This window comes from Dermacoccus sp. BD5 (genome assembly GCF_044878485.1).
Lineage (GTDB): Bacteria > Actinomycetota > Actinomycetes > Actinomycetales > Dermatophilaceae > Dermacoccus > Dermacoccus nishinomiyaensis.
Genome location: NZ_JANJER010000014.1, coordinates 33,437 through 48,928 on the forward strand (window position 1 = coordinate 33,437; position 15,492 = coordinate 48,928).

Genomic DNA, 15,492 nt, shown 5'->3' on the forward strand with positions numbered 1-15,492 from the left:
CAACACCCACGTCGCACCCCTCACGCCGCCGACCGACTCCACCGAGTTTCACGTCAGGACCAACGTCCCAGCCCCTTTCACCGCTCGTGCCGCACGACGAGAATGGAGGCATGACCTTCCACGTCAGCACCGCGACCCCCTGGCAGCCCTCCCCCGGAACCGAGCTCACCGACGCGACTCTCGAGACGATCCACCGTTGGTGGCGCGCCGCCAACTACCTGTCGGTCGGGCAGATCTACCTGCTCGACAACCCCCTGCTGCGCGAGCCGCTCACGCGCGACAACGTCAAGCATCGCCTGCTCGGGCACTGGGGTACCACGCCCGGGCTCAACTTCCTCTACGCCCACCTCAACCGCGTCATCGCCGAGCGCTCTCAGCCGACGATCTACGTCACCGGCCCCGGCCACGGCGGCCCCGGCATGGTCGCCAACACCTACCTCGAGGGCACGTACTCGCAGATCTACCCGAACGTCGGGCTCGACGAGGCGGGCCTGCGCCGGCTCGTGAAGCAGTTCAGCTTCCCCGGCGGCATCCCGTCGCACGCGGCACCCGAGACGCCCGGCTCGATCCACGAGGGCGGAGAGCTGGGTTACGCCCTCAGCCACGCCTACGGCGCCGTCTTCGACAACCCCGAACTGCTCGCGTTCACCGTCATCGGTGACGGCGAGGCGGAGACGGGGCCGCTCGCGACGTCGTGGCACTCGAACAAGTTCGTCAACCCTGTCACCGACGGCGTCGTCCTGCCCGTGCTGCACCTCAACGGCTACAAGATCGCGAACCCGACGGTGCTCGCCCGCATCAGCGACGAGGAGCTCGACGCCCTCATGCGCGGCTACGGCCACACGCCGTACGTGTTCGAGGCGGGCTTAGACGGCGAGGATCCGATCTCGATCCACCGCCGTTTCGCGACGCTGCTCGACGAGGTGTTCGACCACATCGCCCGCATCAAGGCCGAGGCCGCCGAAGCCGGCGCCGAGAACGCCGAGCGTCCGCGCTGGCCGATGATCGTCTTCCGCACGCCGAAGGGTTGGACGGGCCCGAAGACGATCGACGGCAAGGTCGCCGAGGGTCACTGGCGCAGCCACCAGGTGCCGCTCGCCAACGCCCGCGACACCGACGAACACCTCCACGACCTCGACGCGTGGCTACGCAGCTACCGCCCCGACGAGCTGTTCGACGAGGCCGGGCGCCCGGCCGACGACATCCTGGCCCTCGCCCCCGACGGCGAGCTGCGCATGGGCGCGACGCCCTACGCCAACGGTGGCGAACTGCGCGTCGCTCTCGAACTGCCCGACTTCCGTGACTTCGCCGTCGACGCTGGCAGCGACGACGAGCGCGGCACGGCGGTCGCCGAGTCGACGCGGGTGCTCGGCGAGTGGCTGCGCGCCGTCGCCGCCGCGAACCCGGAGAACTTCCGCATCTTCGGGCCGGACGAGACCGCGTCGAACCGACTGCAGGCCGTCTACGAGACGACGAACAAGCAATGGATGGGCGCGTACGAGCCCAACGACGCCGAAGACCCGATGGGCCGCGTCGGTCAGGTCATGGAGATGCTGTCCGAGCATCAGTGCCAGGGCTGGCTCGAGGGCTACCTGCTCACCGGGCGCCACGGGCTCATGTCGAGCTACGAGGCGTTCATCCACATCGTCGACTCGATGTTCAACCAGCACGCCAAGTGGCTCAAGGTGACGAACGAGATCGGCTGGCGCCGGCCCATCTCGTCGCTCAACTACCTGCTGAGCTCGCACGTGTGGCGTCAGGATCACAACGGTTTCAGCCACCAGGATCCCGGTTTCATCGACCACGTCGTCAACAAGAAGAGTGACGTCATCCGCGTCTACCTGCCTGCCGACGCGAACACGCTGTTGTCTACGTTCGACCACGTCCTGCGCACCGAGCAGTACGTCAACGTCGTCGTCGCGGGCAAGCAGCCCAACCCCGTCTGGCTGACGATGGACGAGGCCGTCCGGCACTGCGCTCGCGGCCTGGGCATCTGGGAGTGGGCCGGCACCGAGGTCGCCGGTGAGGAGCCCGACGTCGTGCTCGCCTGCGCGGGCGACATCCCGACGATCGAGGTGCTCGCCGCGGCGAAGATCCTGCGCGAACGCGTGCCGGGGCTGAAGGTGCGCGTCGTCAACGTCGTCGACCTCATGCGCCTGCAGGCCGAGAAGGAGCACCCGCACGGCCTGAGCGACCGCGAGTTCGACACGATCTTCACGCCAGACAAGCCGATCGTGTTCGCTTACCACGGCTACCCGTGGCTCATCCACCGCCTCACCTACGGGCGCACTGGGCACAGCAACCTGCACGTGCGCGGGTTCATCGAGGAGGGCACAACGACGACGCCGTTCGACATGGTGATGCGCAACGACCTCGACCGCTTCCACCTCGTCATCGACGTCCTCGACCGTGTACCCGACCTCGGTGCACGCTGCGCGGGCCTGCGTCAGGAGATGCAGGACCTGCGCCTCGAGGCACGCGCCTACGCCTACGAGAACGGCGAGGACCTGCCCGCCGTCGCGTCGTGGGTGTGGTCCGACGCCGGCGACACCGGCACCGAAACCGGTGGCCCGCAGCAGGACACGGGCGGCGACAACGTCTGATACCTGACACGCGAACGGCCCGCCCCGATCATTCGGGGCGGGCCGTTCGCTCAGCGGCGGGTCAGGTGATCAGGCCTTCTTGGCGGCCTTGCTCTTGCCGGCCGAACCGAGCTCGTTGCAGGCCTGGACGACACGCTGAGCCATGCCCTCCTCGGCGGCCTTGCCCCAGGCACGCGGGTCGTACAGCTTCTTGTTGCCGACCTCACCGTCGATCTTGAGGACGCCCTCGTAGTTGCCGAGCATCCAACCGGCGACGGGACGCGTGAACGCGTACTGCGTGTCGGTGTCGACGTTCATCTTGACGACGCCGTACGAGACGGCTTCGGCGATCTCCTCGGGCGAGCTGCCCGAACCGCCGTGGAAGACAAGGTGGAACGGCTTGTCCTCCGCCTCGGAGAACTTCGCCTTGACAGCGTCCTGCGCGTCCTTGAGGACGGACGGGCGCAGCTTGACGTTGCCCGGCTTGTAGACGCCGTGCACGTTGCCGAACGTCAGGGCCGTCATGTAGTAAACATCCGTGCCCGCGCCGAGCGCCTGGGCGGTCGCGATGGCGTCCTCCGGCGTCGAGTACAACTGCTCGTTGATCTCGTTGGCGACGCCGTCCTCTTCACCGCCGACGACACCGACCTCGATCTCGAGGATGATGTTCGCCTCCTTACACTTGGCGAGCAGCTCCTGGGCGATCTCGAGGTTCTCTTCGAGCGGCACGGCCGAACCGTCCCACATGTGCGACTGGAAGAACGGCTCGCCACCGTTCTTGACGTTCTCGATCGACGCCTCGAGCAACGGACGGACGAAACCGTCGAGCTTGTCCTTCGGGCAGTGGTCGGTGTGCAGGGCGATGTTGACGTCGTACTGCTTGGCGACCTCACGAGCGAACGCGGCCATGGCGAGCGCGCCCGCGACCATGTTCTTCTGCGTCGGGCCCGAGAAGTACTCGGCGCCACCGGTGGAGACCTGGATGATGCCGTCCGAACCGGCCTCGGCGAAGCCACGGATGGCGGCGTTCAGCGTCTGCGACGACGACACGTTGATGGCCGGGTACGCGAAGCCCTCCTTCTTCGCGCGATTGAGCATCTCGCGGTAGATCTCGGGGGTTGCGATGGGCATGTCATCACCTCTCGTGTTGGCACAACAATGGCGCGTTTCGGGCGCACTTCGTGAGCGGCTGGCCCGCTGCCTCCATCCTCGCACGGGGCGTCGCGCAACGGGGCGGGCGGCGGGAGTTTGCTTCGCCCGAGTTCCGGCCGCGTCAGGCGCGGGGGTGGGCGTCGCCGGCGTCCGCGTGGTTGCTTCCGATTGCGCTCCCATGGGCGTCGCCGTCGACACGCTGGCCGAACACGTGCCGTCGGATCCACGCGTGCATCGTGACGGCGGCCGCGGCGCCCGCGTTGATCGAGCGCGTCGAACCGAACTGGGCGATGTCGAGGACGGCGTCGGCGCGTTCGAGCGCGTCGGCGCTCACACCCGGGCCCTCCTGGCCGAAGAGCAGGACGCAGTGCTCGGGCAGGTCGAACGCCTCGAGCGGGACGCTGCCCGCCACGTTGTCGATGGCGATGACGGGCAGGCGCGTGGGGTGGCCGGCGGCGTCGACGGGCCCGGCCGTGGCGGCCCAGGCGAGCAGGTCGTCGACCGTGGGGTGGTGGAACTCGTGCTGGTAGCGGTCGGTCACCATCGCGCCGCGACGGTTCCAGCGCCGCCGTCCGACGATGTGAAAAGCCTTGGCGTTGAACGCGTTCGCCGTGCGGATGACGGAGCCGATGTTGAAGTCGTGCTCCCAGTTCTCGACGGCGACGTGAAACGCATGACGCGCCGTGTCGAGCTCTTCGACGATGGCGTCGTGCCGCCAGTAGCGGAAACGATCCTCGACGTTGCGGCGGTCGCCGTGCTCGAGCAGCTCGGGGTCGTAGCGCGGGTCGAGCGAGCCGTCGGGTGTGCTCGGCCAGGCGCCCTGCCACGGTCCGACGCCGACCTCGTCCGTGCCCCCAGCGTCAGCACGGCGGTGTTGTGCGTCGCCGTCGTCGATCTGTTTCGCCCCGTCCACGTCTGCCATGGCGGTCAGCGTAGGCGGGCGCGACGAGTTCACCATCGTCCGGGTGACGCGCCGTACCTCACCCGCGCGTCTCAGCGGTTTCTTATCGCCCGCCGGTAGGCTCGGCCTCGTGATGCATGCCCTCGGCCCTCAGTTCATGGATCCGAACTACCTGCTCGCCCACTTCGGCGGCGCGTTCTTCTGGATCTCGCTCGCGATCGTCTTCATCGAATGCGGGCTCCTGTTCCCGATCCTGCCCGGCGACTCGCTGCTGTTCGCGATCGGCATGTTCACCGCGACGTCTGCCACGAGCGGCTTCGACATCCCCCTCTACGTCTCGCTGCCGGCTCTGTGCGTCGCCGCGTTCGCGGGCAACGTCGTCGGCTACGAGATCGGGCGGATCGTCGGCACCCCCCTGTACGAACGCGACGGCAGGGTGCTGAAGAAGAAGTACTTCGACCAGACGAACGCGTTCTTCGACAAGCACGGCAGCAAGGCCCTCGTCATCGGACGCTTCGTGCCCATCGTCCGCACGTTCATCACCGTCGTCGCGGGCGCGAGCCACATGGACCGCAAACGCTTCTTCACCTGGTCGGCCATCGGTGCCGTGCTGTGGGTGCTCGTCGTGACGTTCGCCGGGTTCTTCCTCGGCCGCGCCTTCCCGAGCCTCGGCAAGAACATCGACGCCGCCATCATGGTCGTCGTCCTCGTCAGCGTGCTGCCGATGATCTTCGAGTGGGTCAAGCACCGCAAGCGCGCCAAGGCGCTCGTCAAGGAAGCCGGCGACATCGTCGACCACAACCCTGACAACTGAAACTCGTCGCGACCACGCTGACGAAGCGAGCAACGCTGCCGCATCGAGAAACGCTGACGAGCGGCGCCCGGCCCAGGCCGCGGCGCCGTTCGTGCGTGCGGTTCGTCGGACGTCGCGTCACTCCCTAGGATGAGGGCGTGGATACCCAGGCTGTTCTGACCCTGCTCCAGCAAGCCGCCGAGACCTACATCAACCCCCGTTTCGAGGCGCTCGCGTCGCACGAGGTGACCGAGAAGAACCCGGGCGACCTCGTCACCGTCGCCGACCGCGAGGCGGAGGTGTTCATCACCGCCGAACTGCAGAAGGCCTACCCTGACGCGCTGATCGTCGGCGAAGAAGCCGTCGCAGCCGACCCGAGCATCCTCGACCGCATCGAATCCGCCGACCACTGGTTCACGGTCGACCCCGTCGACGGCACGAAGAACTTCGTCCACGGCTCACCGAACCACGGCGTCATGGTCGCCGAGATGCGCGGCGGCGACATCGTCCGCAGCTGGATGTGGCAGCCGCAGCTCGGGCACGCGTACGTCGCGGAGAAGGGCAATGGCGCCTTCCTCGACGGGGTGCGCATCGAGCCGCACGTCGTCGGCGATGCCCCGAAGGGCGTGACGTCACGTCAGACGCGCGTCGGCGAATCACTCGACGGGCTGCCGCCGCTCGGGCTGTCGTGGGTGTGCTGCGCGGTCGACTACCCCCAGATCGCCTCGGGCGGCGCGGACTACATCCTGTACGTCACGACGAAGCCGTGGGACCACGCGCCCGGCGCGCTCTTCATCCGCGAGGCGGGCGGCGTCTCCGCCTACGCCGACGGCTCGCCGTACGACCCGCGCTACGAACTGACACCCAAGCCGCTGCTCGTGACGGCCGACGCCGCGCTGCACGAGCGGTTGCGGCCGTTCGTCTGATGACGCGCTGCGCTGCCTGCGTGAGTGGCGCCGATTGAGTGAGTGGCGCCGATTGAGTGGGTCGCGCTGGCTGCGTGGGGGCGTGGCCGTGTGAGCCGGCCGGCTGTCGGTTAGGAGCTTGCAACCCCACCATGCGGAATTACAGCTCCCAGCGGCGCCCCTGAGGGCCGAAAACCCGCCATGCCGGCTCGCAGCTCTGACGGGGGCATGACGAACCCGCGCCGAGCGTTGGTCAGGCAGTCTGCGTCGGTCAGGTGGTGAGCGTCGGTCAGGCGTCGCGCTTCAGGTGCTGGTAGCTCGCGATCAGTCGCTCGCGCCACCACTGCCGGCGCTCGGGGCTCGCGCGGTGACGCTCGACGCACGTCGGGTCGAGGTGGCGCGCGGCGGCGGCGCGAGCTACGTCGATCGTCCCGTCACGAGGGACGAGGGGGTCGGCGATGACGTCGCCGTCGAGCAGGTTGATCGTGCCGAGGCCGCACGCGTGATCGAGCTCGGTCAGAGCAGCCGCGAGCGCCACGCCTGCCGCCATCCCGGGGCTCGAATCGAGCGCCGAACTGACGACCATCGGGAGGCCTGTCTCGTCTGCGATGCGCAGCGCCGCGCGCACTCCCCCGAGCGGCGCGACCTTGACGATCGCGAGATCAGCGGCCTCGAGCTCGACGACGCGCATCGGGTCGTCGGCCTTGCGGATCGACTCGTCGGCGGCGATGAGAACGTCGATTCCGTTGCGCGCGAGCGTCTTCCGAACGCGCGCCAGATCTTCGACGGGCATGACGGGCTGCTCGACGTATTCGAGGTCGAACGCAGCCAGTCGTGTGATCGCGGCGACGGCCTGGTCGACATCCCATCCGCCGTTCGCGTCGAGACGCACCTTCGCGTCGGCGCCGAGGCCGTCACGGACGGCGGCGACGCGGGCGACGTCGTCGTCGAGGTTCTGGCCCCTCTCGGCCACCTTGACCTTCGCGGTGCGGCACCCGTCGAACCGGGCGAGCACCCCGGCGACGGCGCCGGCGGGAACGGCCGGGACGGTCGCGTTGACGGGCACCGTCGCGCGCACCGGCTCGGGCCACCCGAGGTACGCCGCCTCGATCGCAGCCGCGAGCCAGCGCGACGCCTCGGCCGGCCCGTACTCGAGGAACGGCGCGAATTCTCCTGCACCACAAGGCCCCTGAAGATAGGCACACTCGCGATGCTCCACACCACGAAAGCGCGTGTTGAGCGGAATCGAGACGACCTCGAACCCATCGAGCAGCTCATCGAGCGACGAGAGGGGCAGTTCAAGAGGCCGCGCGTTCATGCCCCCTATCGTCGCAGCAGCTTCCGCGATGCAGGCCCCGGGACACGAACCGCCCTTACGCCACGTGCAGGCCCGCGCGTCCAGCCCGGGACATGAACTGCCTTCATGCCATCTGACGGCCATGCGCGGGCGGCGCTTCCCAGACTCGCGCGCAGCGCCCCCGCGAATACGAGCGGCAGGGTCGAATCGGCGCATCCTGCCGCTCCTACTCGACCGATTCGCTCGTGTTCAGGAGGCGGGCACACAATGGCGTCATGACGAAGATCGCGCTCATCACCGGAACCTCCAGCGGCATGGGGCTGCACGCCGCCATCGCTCTCGCCAAGGCGGGCGCCACGGTCGTCGCGACGGTTCGTTCGTTCGACAAGGCGGGCGAGCTCAACGAGGCGGCGGCCAAGGCGGGCGTCACGCTCGACGTCCGTGAACTCGACGTCACCGATCATGGCGCGGGCGAGAAGCTCGTCAATGCGGTCGTCGAGCAGTACGGGCGACTCGACGTGCTCGTCAACAACGCGGGGCGCGGGTGCGTCGCTACCGCGGAGACGCTCGACATGCTGACGATCAAGGAGCAGATGAAGACGAACTACTTCTCGGCCGTCGCGCTGACGCAAGCCGCACTGCCGCACATGCGCAAGGCCACGTCCGGCATGATCCTGACGGTGACGTCGGTCGGCGGCGCCGTCGGCCAGCCGTTCGCCGACGCCTACTGCGGCGCCAAGTTCGCCGTCGAGGGTTTCATGCAGTCGCTGTCGACGGTCGCCGCGGCGTTCGGCATCAAGGTCAGCGTCATCGAACCGGCCGCCGTGGCGACGAACTTCGTCGAGAACGTCCAGCGCGACGACGCGGGGCCGTACGCCGACCTGCTCGCCGCGTACATGAAGCGCACCGAAGGTGCCTTCGCCAACGCCCAGAGCGCCGAGAGCGCGGGCGAGGCCATCGCCGGGGCGGCCCTGTCGGACGAGTACCGCTTCCGCTGGCAGACGAGCGACGCGGCGACGACGTTCGCGGGGATGTCGCTCGCGGACCTCGACGGCTCGAAGGTGTTCGAGGCCACGCGGAGCTGGACGCAGGGCTGACGCAGCGCAGACAAGACGAACGCACCGGACGATCACGGATCGTCCGGTGCGTTCGTCGTCGGCAAGGCCGGTTCCAGAGCGGCGACGTCGAGGGCCTCAGGCGTGTGCGCCACCCTCGATGAGCACGACGCCGACGGCGATGAGGGCCATGCCGCACCACATCATGCGAGTGATGGGCTCCTTGAACACGAACCGGCTGACGAGTGCCGTCAGCGCGACGCCTGCGGCGGCCCAGATGCCGTACGCGACACCGATGCCCATGCCTTCACTCAGAGTGCGCACGAGCAGGTACAGCGCCAGGGTGTAAGCGACCCCGACCACGGCGTAGTACCGGGCCCGCCCCTGCGCTGCGACGCGCATGAAGGCCGTGCCGATCACCTCGCTGATGACCGCACTGACGAGGAAGATGTAGCTCACGCGCGCACCTCGTTCATCGTCGCGCTCGAACCGTCCTCGGCCGGTGCTTGGGAGTCGGAGCCGACCTCGACCATGATCACGCCCCCGATGACGAGTGCGACGCCGCAACCCATCATCAGCGTGAAGGGCTCGCCGAACACCACCGTCCCGACGAATGCCGTGAGCGCCACGCCGAGCGCGCCCCAGATGCCGTAGACGACGCTGAGTGCCATGCCCCGGCGCAACAGCAACGCCAACAGGACGAAGGCGACGAGGTCGGCGATGAGCGTGAGCAGAAACCACGCGGCGTCCTGCTCCGCGCGCTTCAGCGCTGACGAGCCGATGACCTCGCACACGACCGCGCATCCGAGCATCAGGTAGTTCTTCACGCCTCCTCCTCCTTCACGTTCTTGATCTTCTTGCCGGGCTTCGTGTCGGGTTCGTGTGGCGACGTGTGGTGAGGGGCGTCATCGTCGACGGCGCCGATCTCCGATGTGGCGCCCATGCAGGACGTCGTCAGCATGCCCCTGGTGCGAAGACGCTGCGTGTCGCTCGCCCTGCGTCTGAGGGGCGAGGAGCTGTTCGGCGAGTGCCTGCACGCCCGAGCGGCCGTCGTCGTCGAGGGGCAGGGCGCCGCTGGCGTCGGCGAACCACACGCCGTCGGCCATGAAGCGGGCGCCCTCGAGACGTGCCCGCGTCTGCGGGTCGAGACCTTCGGGCAGCGCCACCCAGGGCTCGAAGTGCTCTTCCCAGCGGCGCGTGAGGACCTCGCGCAGGCGCGGATCTGCCATCATCGCGAGGTCTGCTTCGTCGACCTCGCCCGCGAGCATCCATCGGACGTACGCCGTCAGCCGCGGCCACGGCGACACGGGGTCGACGTCCGCCAGGAGCTTCTCCAGTTGGCGCTTCTGGTCGTCAGCCACCCGATCGACGACCGCGAGCATGGGCGCTTCCTTGGTCTTGAAGTGGTACATCAGCCCCGGCTTCGTCAGCCCGGCCGCGTGCGCGACCGTGTCGAGCGACACCGGCTCCTGACGCCGCATCAGCGCGAGCGCCGCGTCGAGGATGACCTCACGTGAACTCTGCCTCATGACCTTTACTTTACCTTTCGGTTGGTAAAGTTCGAATGCCGCGAACGGGGGCTGGGCGCCGGCCTCTGCCTCTGCCTCTGCCTCTGCCTCGGGGGACGATGGACCAAAGCGATGAGCGCGCACCCCCGCGGGTGCGCGCTCATCGCAGATCACGTGTGGAACGCCCGGCCCGCCATGCGCGAAGACCGCGCCCTCACCTTGCCCGCAAACGTACCCGGGTGCATTTGCGCGCAGAGGGCGGCCCCCGGCCTCAGCAGGAGACGGCGCGGGCGGCCCTGGGGGTTCTCAGAAGTACCAGGGGAAACCCGACCAGTCGGGGTCGCGCTTCTCGAGGAACTGATCGCGGCCCTCGACGGCCTCGTCCGTCATGTACGCGAGGCGCGTGGCCTCACCGGCGAACACCTGCTGGCCCATGAGGCCGTCGTCGGTGAGGTTGAACGCGAACTTCAGCATGCGCTGCGCCTGCGGCGACTTCGCCATGATCTCCCGCGCCACCTGCAGAGCCTCGCTCTCGAGCTCGGCGTGCGGGCAGACGAAGTTGACCGCACCCATCCGGTGCATGTCGTCGGCGGTGTAGGTGCGGCCGAGGAAGAAGATCTCCCGCGCGAACTTCTGCCCGACCATCTTCGCGAGGTACGCCGAGCCGTAGCCGGCGTCGAACGAGCCGACGTCGGCGTCGGTCTGCTTGAACCGCGCGTGCTCGCGGGAGGCCATCGTCAGGTCGCACACGACGTGGAGGCTGTGCCCGCCACCGGCGGCCCAGCCGGGCACGAGGCAGATGACGATCTTCGGCATGGTGCGGATGAGCCGTTGCACCTCGAGGATGTGCAGACGCCCACCTTCGGCCTTGACACGCAGTTCGTCGACGCCGCTCGCGGAGTCGTCACCCGTTGGATCGGCCGCGTACTGGTAGCCGGAGCGGCCACGGATGCGCTGGTCGCCGCCCGAGCAGAACGCCCACTTGCCGGCGCTGCCGGTGCCCTCGGGCCCGGGGCCGTTGCCGGTGAGCAGGACGACGCCGACGTCCGGTGTGCGGCGCGCGTGATCGAGCACGCGATACAACTCGTCGACGGTGTGCGGACGAAAGGCGTTGAGCACCTCGGGACGATCGAACGCCACACGCACACAACCGAGTTCGCGACTGCGGTGGTACGTGATGTCGGTGAGATCCTCGAACCCCTCGACGGCGGTCCACGCGCTCGGGTCGAAGGGGTTCTCGGGCTGCCGGACGGCTTCGTCAGGGGTGGTCTCACTCATGCCGTCAGTCTAGGACGCGGCGGTGACGACCCCATCGCGCCACTCGAAGGGCGACGGTGGCGGCCCCGCAGCCCCGTGCACCCCTGCGATTTTCGTCCCCCTCCGTGAATTTCGTCCACATTCGCCACTGGCCGTGGCTGCTCACCCTTGGGGCGTCGTGGGGCACCGGGGCGTATCGCGGGAAACGATCCGCTTGGACGGAGGACCTGGGTCAAGGGAAAGGCAGATCGGGAGCGTCAACAGGCCGTCACGCCGCACGATCCGAGGATGACTCGACGTGGAACCCGCCGATGAGCTGCCTCGGCAGCGGCGCCATCGCGGTGTTGTTCATCCTCATGGCGGCTACCAGGCGCTGTCCCCGGAGAAGCTGATCCGCTACAACCAGCGCTGGGGTTGGCAACCTCGCTGGGTGCGCGAACGCGCCACCTTCACCCCCAACGTCCTAGGAGCCCGCATCGCCGGCGCCGTGGGCTGCATCGTGGGCGTGGGTTTTCTGAGCAAGGCCCTGGCCGCCTGACGTTCATCTACGGGGACGCATGGTGCCAGTCTTCGTGGGACGGCGGCGATGTCGTCATGAGCATGCTTGCGTACACCGGCCGTCACGGGCGTCGTCACCCTCCGTGGATGGACGCGGCGAGCTCGTCAGGAGCATGTTCGGCGGCGACGCCGACCGTCGCGTCACGCCGTGACGCCGTGATGGCCGACCCCGCGCCGGCGACGACGACGAGGAGCACTGCTAGCGTGCGCGTCGCACCGAAGCCCTGATCGAGCAGCAGCCAACCCGCGAGCGCCGCGATGACGGGTTCGAGGGCGAGCAGCACCCCGAACACGGCCTTCGGCAGCCGCCGCAGCGCCGACAGCTCGAGCGCATACGGGACGACGGAGGCGAGGAACGCGGTGCCGATGGCGAGCGCGAGGTAATGGACGTCCGTCAGCCCCGTCCAGGCGCCCTGCGCTCCGAACGGGACGAGTGCGACGGTGCCGACGACGAGCGCCATCGCGAGGCCACCCGCGCCGTCGACCGCTCCCCCGACGCGTTCACTCGCGAGGATGTACAGCGCCCAGAAGAACCCCGCGCCGAGGACGAACGCGACGCCGACGAGGTCGAGCGAACCACCTGCGTCATCAAAACCGAGGATCATGACCCCGACGAGCGCCAGCACGATCCAGGCGAAGTCCTTGAGCTTGCGCGACAGGATCGCGGCCAGCCCGAGCGGGCCGAGGAACTCGATGGCGACCGCCGGGCCGAGAGGAATGCGCGCGATCGCCTCGTAGAACATCCCGTTCATACCTGCGAGAGCGAGGCCGAACGCGGCGACAGCCGTCCACTGCGAACGCGTCCAGGTGCGCACCCTCGGGCGCGTCACCAGCGCCAGCATGACGGCGGCGAGACCGAGCCGCAGCGTCGTCACGCCCGCCGCTCCGAGCGGGCCGAAGAGCTGCGTCGCGAGGCTCGCCCCGAACTGCAGGGATGTGCACGAGCCGATGACCATGAGAACGGCCGGGGCCGTCGAGGAGGACATGACGCTGGACGAGGAAAACCGTGACGGGGCCACCGAAGCTCCTGAACATCTGTGGGCCGCCGCAAACCCGGGTTCTCACGACAGTGACCGCGCCGCGGTCACCACTGCTGACGGGCGCCACGATACGGCCGCGCCGCAACGCGTCGCCAGACGGGCTCAGCCCGTGAACCGGTGGCACGCAGACGGGGCCCTGGCAACGTCGTCACCCAGCCGCGATCGCTCATCCCCAGCCCCGATCGCTCGTCGCTCACGCGCCGCGCTCGACCCACCGTGCCCCATCTGTGGACCGGCGGGCGAGAGCGTCAGGAGGTGCGGTGCACCTTGTGCTGCGCGGCCTGGGCGCGCGGACGCACGACCATCTGATCGATGTTGACGTGCTCCGGTAGTTCGGCGATGTAGGCGACGGCGTCAGCGATGTCGTCCTGCGTCAGCGGCGCCTCGACGCCCTGGTACACGGCCGCGGCCTTCTCGGCGTCACCGCCGAAGCGGACGAGCGCGAACTCGTCACTCTTGACCATTCCGGGGTCGATCTCGCAGACGCGCACCGGCTTGTCGAACAGCTCCAGGCGCAACGCCCCCATGAGAGCGCGCACGGCGTGCTTCGAACCGCAGTACCCGGCGCCGCCCTCGTAGCTGACGATGCCGGCCGTCGACCCGATCGTGATGATGACGCCGTGCGCCGCCTCCAGCGCCGGCAGGAACGCCTGGATCGTCGCCGCGGTGCCGATGACGTTGACGTCGTACATGCGGCGCCAGTCGTCGAGGTTCGCCGTCGCCACGGGCTCGGCACCGAACGCGCCACCGGCGTTCGCCACCAGCACGTCGACGCGCGAGCCGGCCTGAGCGGCGAGGTTCTTCACGTCGTCGACGTTCGTCACGTCGCACTGGACGGCACGCCCGTCGATCTCCCGGGCGAGCTCCTCGACCCGGTCGAGTCGCCGTGCCGCGCACACCACGTCGTACCCCTTCGCGGCGAGCGCGCGAGCCGATGCCCGCCCGATCCCGCTGCTCGCACCCGTCACCACTGCCACCTTGCGCTCAGTCATGACCCCATCCTGCCCGTCCTGGCCGCGCCCCGCACCTGACGTCCGCCGGCGCGAGGCACGTCACCTGGCTCTGCCGGGCGCGTCGTACAGTGAACGTCATGCCTGAGCTCGTGCCGTTCGCCGTCGACCGCGCCGACATCACGCCCTACTACGAGGCCCTCGACGCCGCGCTCGCCGGCACCGGCCCGGCCCTCGCGCCCTACGAGGCGGGCGCGCCGACCCCCGACGTCCCGCCTCACCCCACCGACGCACCCGAGCGCCTCGCGCTCGTCGTCTCGACGAGCGGCTCCACCGGCACGCCGAAGCGCGCGATGCTGACGAAGGACGCGCTCATCGCGAGCGCGACGGCGACGCACGAACGCATCGGCGCGGGCACGTGGTTGCTGCCGCTGCCGCCGCAACACATCGCGGGCACGCAGGTCATCGTGCGCTCACTCATCGCGGGCACGACACCGATCGTCATGGACGCCTGGTCGCTCGAGCAGTTCACCAGGGCCACGACGCTCGTCGCCCGCAACGCGCCGCCCTTCTCCCCCATCCACACGAGCCTCGTCCCGACGCAGCTGCGTGACGTCCTCGACGCCGCCGAGCGCGACGACCCCGTCGGCGTGCGCGCTCTCGAGACGGCTCGGCGCTACCGCAGCATCCTCGTCGGGGGCGCCGCGACGCCCCCCGACCTGCAGTCGCGCGCCCGCGACGCCGGGCTCGCCATCGTGACGACGTACGGCTCGAGCGAGACGGCCGGCGGCTGCGTCTACGACGGCGTCCCCCTCGCGGGCGTCGGCGTCCACGTCCTCGACGCTGACGACGAAGGCCTCGGTCGCATCGCCCTGTCCGGCCCGACGCTGGCGAGTGGCTACCTCGGCGACGCCGAACGATCGGCCGCGACGTTCGTCGCCGCACGCACTCTCGCCAGGCCCACGATCGACTCATCGCCCGTCGACTCCGCTCCCGACGGCGACGCGTCCCGCGAATCTGCCCCCACGGGGCTGTCAGAGCGCCGACGCAGCGAGGCGACACCCGGCGAGGCGACGCTGTTCGTCACCGACGACCTCGGACGCTTCGACGGCGCGTTGCACATCGAAGGGCGCATCGATGACGTCATCAACACGGGCGGATACAAGGTGAGTCCGCGCGTCGTCGAGGAGGTCGTCCGCGGTGTCGACGGCATCCGTGACGCCGTCGTCGTCGCCCGCCCGCACGAGCGCTGGGGGCAGTGCGTCGCTGTGGCTGTCGTCACGACCGAACGTCGCGAGGCAACCGATGACGTCCTCGCGCGTCTCATGGGTGAGTGCCGAAAGGCGTTGCCGCCGTACGCCGTCCCGGCCATGGCTCGCGTGCTCGAGACGATCCCGCTGACGGGCGTCGGCAAGCCCGATCGCACGCTCATCGCCTGCTCGCCCGAGTGGCACAATCTACGAGACCCCCGCTAGATCGCCGGAGCCCCGGCCC

15 protein-coding genes are annotated in these 15,492 nt (G+C 69.1%); 6 read left to right on the forward strand and 9 right to left on the reverse strand.

Features of this window, described 5'->3' with window-relative positions; genetic code table 11:
- The first annotated feature begins 110 nt into the window (after positions 1-110).
- Positions 111-2,603 carry a phosphoketolase gene (locus NQ706_RS10900; RefSeq protein WP_038569420.1) on the forward strand — a complete coding sequence of 831 codons (2,493 nt, stop codon included), beginning with the start codon at positions 111-113 and terminating at the stop codon, positions 2,601-2,603.
- A gap of 69 nt (positions 2,604-2,672) precedes the next feature.
- Here NQ706_RS10900 and fbaA read toward each other — a convergent pair whose 3' ends face one another.
- Entirely contained in the window at positions 2,673-3,713 is a 1,041-nt protein-coding gene (gene fbaA, locus NQ706_RS10905) for a class II fructose-bisphosphate aldolase (protein WP_038569422.1), read from the reverse strand.
- Positions 3,714-3,855: 142 nt separating this feature from the next.
- The gene (locus tag NQ706_RS10910; RefSeq protein ID WP_243754930.1) at positions 3,856-4,656 is read right to left on the reverse strand and encodes a TrmH family RNA methyltransferase; all 801 of its coding nucleotides are present in this window, start codon (positions 4,654-4,656) and stop codon (positions 3,856-3,858) included.
- A gap of 112 nt (positions 4,657-4,768) precedes the next feature.
- Here NQ706_RS10910 and NQ706_RS10915 point away from each other — a divergent pair, with 112 nt between their 5' ends.
- Positions 4,769-5,449, forward strand: coding sequence for a DedA family protein (locus NQ706_RS10915; protein WP_038571631.1), 681 nt, complete (start codon positions 4,769-4,771; stop codon positions 5,447-5,449).
- A gap of 137 nt (positions 5,450-5,586) precedes the next feature.
- Positions 5,587-6,354, forward strand: a complete 768-nt coding sequence (locus NQ706_RS10920; RefSeq protein ID WP_006943701.1) for an inositol monophosphatase — start codon at positions 5,587-5,589, stop codon at positions 6,352-6,354.
- Between the two features lie 268 nt (positions 6,355-6,622).
- Here NQ706_RS10920 and NQ706_RS10925 read toward each other — a convergent pair whose 3' ends face one another.
- Complete coding sequence (locus NQ706_RS10925) at positions 6,623-7,651, reverse strand: o-succinylbenzoate synthase (protein WP_006943687.1); 1,029 nt, start codon at positions 7,649-7,651, stop codon at positions 6,623-6,625.
- A 254-nt stretch (positions 7,652-7,905) separates the two neighbouring features.
- On the opposite strand from NQ706_RS10925, the gene NQ706_RS10930 reads away from it, so the two are divergent.
- Positions 7,906-8,727 (forward strand): SDR family NAD(P)-dependent oxidoreductase, encoded by an 822-nt coding sequence (locus NQ706_RS10930; protein WP_051806165.1) that lies wholly within the window; start codon positions 7,906-7,908, stop codon positions 8,725-8,727.
- Between the two features lie 96 nt (positions 8,728-8,823).
- Here the strand turns inward: NQ706_RS10930 and NQ706_RS10935 are convergent, their stop codons facing one another.
- The 4 genes from NQ706_RS10935 to NQ706_RS10950 form a co-directional block, all read right to left on the reverse strand.
- A complete protein-coding gene (locus tag NQ706_RS10935) occupies positions 8,824-9,144 on the reverse strand; it encodes a multidrug efflux SMR transporter (protein WP_006943678.1) in 321 nt (106 codons plus the stop codon).
- Positions 9,141-9,512: a multidrug efflux SMR transporter gene (locus NQ706_RS10940; protein WP_006943680.1), complete on the reverse strand. Its 372-nt coding sequence runs from the start codon at positions 9,510-9,512 to the stop codon at positions 9,141-9,143. The genes NQ706_RS10935 and NQ706_RS10940 overlap by 4 nt, the downstream gene beginning before the upstream one ends.
- Positions 9,513-9,590: 78 nt before the next feature.
- Positions 9,591-10,214 (reverse strand): TetR/AcrR family transcriptional regulator, encoded by a 624-nt coding sequence (locus NQ706_RS10945; protein WP_404360917.1) that lies wholly within the window; start codon positions 10,212-10,214, stop codon positions 9,591-9,593.
- Positions 10,215-10,499: 285 nt separating this feature from the next.
- On the reverse strand, positions 10,500-11,471 hold the full coding sequence (locus NQ706_RS10950; protein WP_038569428.1) for a 1,4-dihydroxy-2-naphthoyl-CoA synthase: 972 nt from the start codon (positions 11,469-11,471) through the stop codon (positions 10,500-10,502).
- A gap of 277 nt (positions 11,472-11,748) precedes the next feature.
- On the opposite strand from NQ706_RS10950, the gene NQ706_RS10955 reads away from it, so the two are divergent.
- Positions 11,749-11,988, forward strand: coding sequence for a hypothetical protein (locus tag NQ706_RS10955; protein WP_150112791.1), 240 nt, complete (start codon positions 11,749-11,751; stop codon positions 11,986-11,988).
- A 94-nt stretch (positions 11,989-12,082) separates the two neighbouring features.
- On the opposite strand, the gene NQ706_RS10960 is transcribed toward NQ706_RS10955, so the two are convergent.
- Together NQ706_RS10960 and NQ706_RS10965 are read right to left on the reverse strand one after the other, a co-directional pair.
- Complete coding sequence (locus tag NQ706_RS10960; protein ID WP_038569430.1) at positions 12,083-12,994, reverse strand: DMT family transporter; 912 nt, start codon at positions 12,992-12,994, stop codon at positions 12,083-12,085.
- A gap of 302 nt (positions 12,995-13,296) precedes the next feature.
- A complete protein-coding gene (locus NQ706_RS10965) occupies positions 13,297-14,040 on the reverse strand; it encodes an SDR family NAD(P)-dependent oxidoreductase (protein WP_038569432.1) in 744 nt (247 codons plus the stop codon).
- A 98-nt stretch (positions 14,041-14,138) separates the two neighbouring features.
- Between NQ706_RS10965 and NQ706_RS10970 the strand changes: the two genes are divergently transcribed.
- Positions 14,139-15,473 carry an AMP-binding protein gene (locus NQ706_RS10970; protein ID WP_404360920.1) on the forward strand — a complete coding sequence of 445 codons (1,335 nt, stop codon included), beginning with the start codon at positions 14,139-14,141 and terminating at the stop codon, positions 15,471-15,473.
- Positions 15,474-15,492: the final 19 nt, after the last annotated feature.

Bases quoted from the DNA above. Each gene is read 5' to 3' on its own strand.
- NQ706_RS10965 (WP_038569432.1), bottom strand. From the start codon at position 14,040: ATGACTGAGCGCAAGGTGGCAGTGGTGACGGGTGCGAGCAGCGGGATC.
- NQ706_RS10945 (WP_404360917.1), bottom strand. From the start codon at position 10,214: ATGAGGCAGAGTTCACGTGAGGTCATCCTCGACGCGGCGCTCGCGCTG.
- NQ706_RS10950 (WP_038569428.1), bottom strand. From the start codon at position 11,471: ATGAGTGAGACCACCCCTGACGAAGCCGTCCGGCAGCCCGAGAACCCC.
- NQ706_RS10930 (WP_051806165.1), top strand. From the start codon at position 7,906: ATGACGAAGATCGCGCTCATCACCGGAACCTCCAGCGGCATGGGGCTG.
- fbaA (WP_038569422.1), bottom strand. From the start codon at position 3,713: ATGCCCATCGCAACCCCCGAGATCTACCGCGAGATGCTCAATCGCGCG.
- NQ706_RS10960 (WP_038569430.1), bottom strand. From the start codon at position 12,994: ATGTCCTCCTCGACGGCCCCGGCCGTTCTCATGGTCATCGGCTCGTGC.
- NQ706_RS10925 (WP_006943687.1), bottom strand. From the start codon at position 7,651: ATGAACGCGCGGCCTCTTGAACTGCCCCTCTCGTCGCTCGATGAGCTG.
- NQ706_RS10915 (WP_038571631.1), top strand. From the start codon at position 4,769: ATGCATGCCCTCGGCCCTCAGTTCATGGATCCGAACTACCTGCTCGCC.
- NQ706_RS10970 (WP_404360920.1), top strand. From the start codon at position 14,139: ATGCCTGAGCTCGTGCCGTTCGCCGTCGACCGCGCCGACATCACGCCC.
- NQ706_RS10910 (WP_243754930.1), bottom strand. From the start codon at position 4,656: ATGGCAGACGTGGACGGGGCGAAACAGATCGACGACGGCGACGCACAA.
- NQ706_RS10900 (WP_038569420.1), top strand. From the start codon at position 111: ATGACCTTCCACGTCAGCACCGCGACCCCCTGGCAGCCCTCCCCCGGA.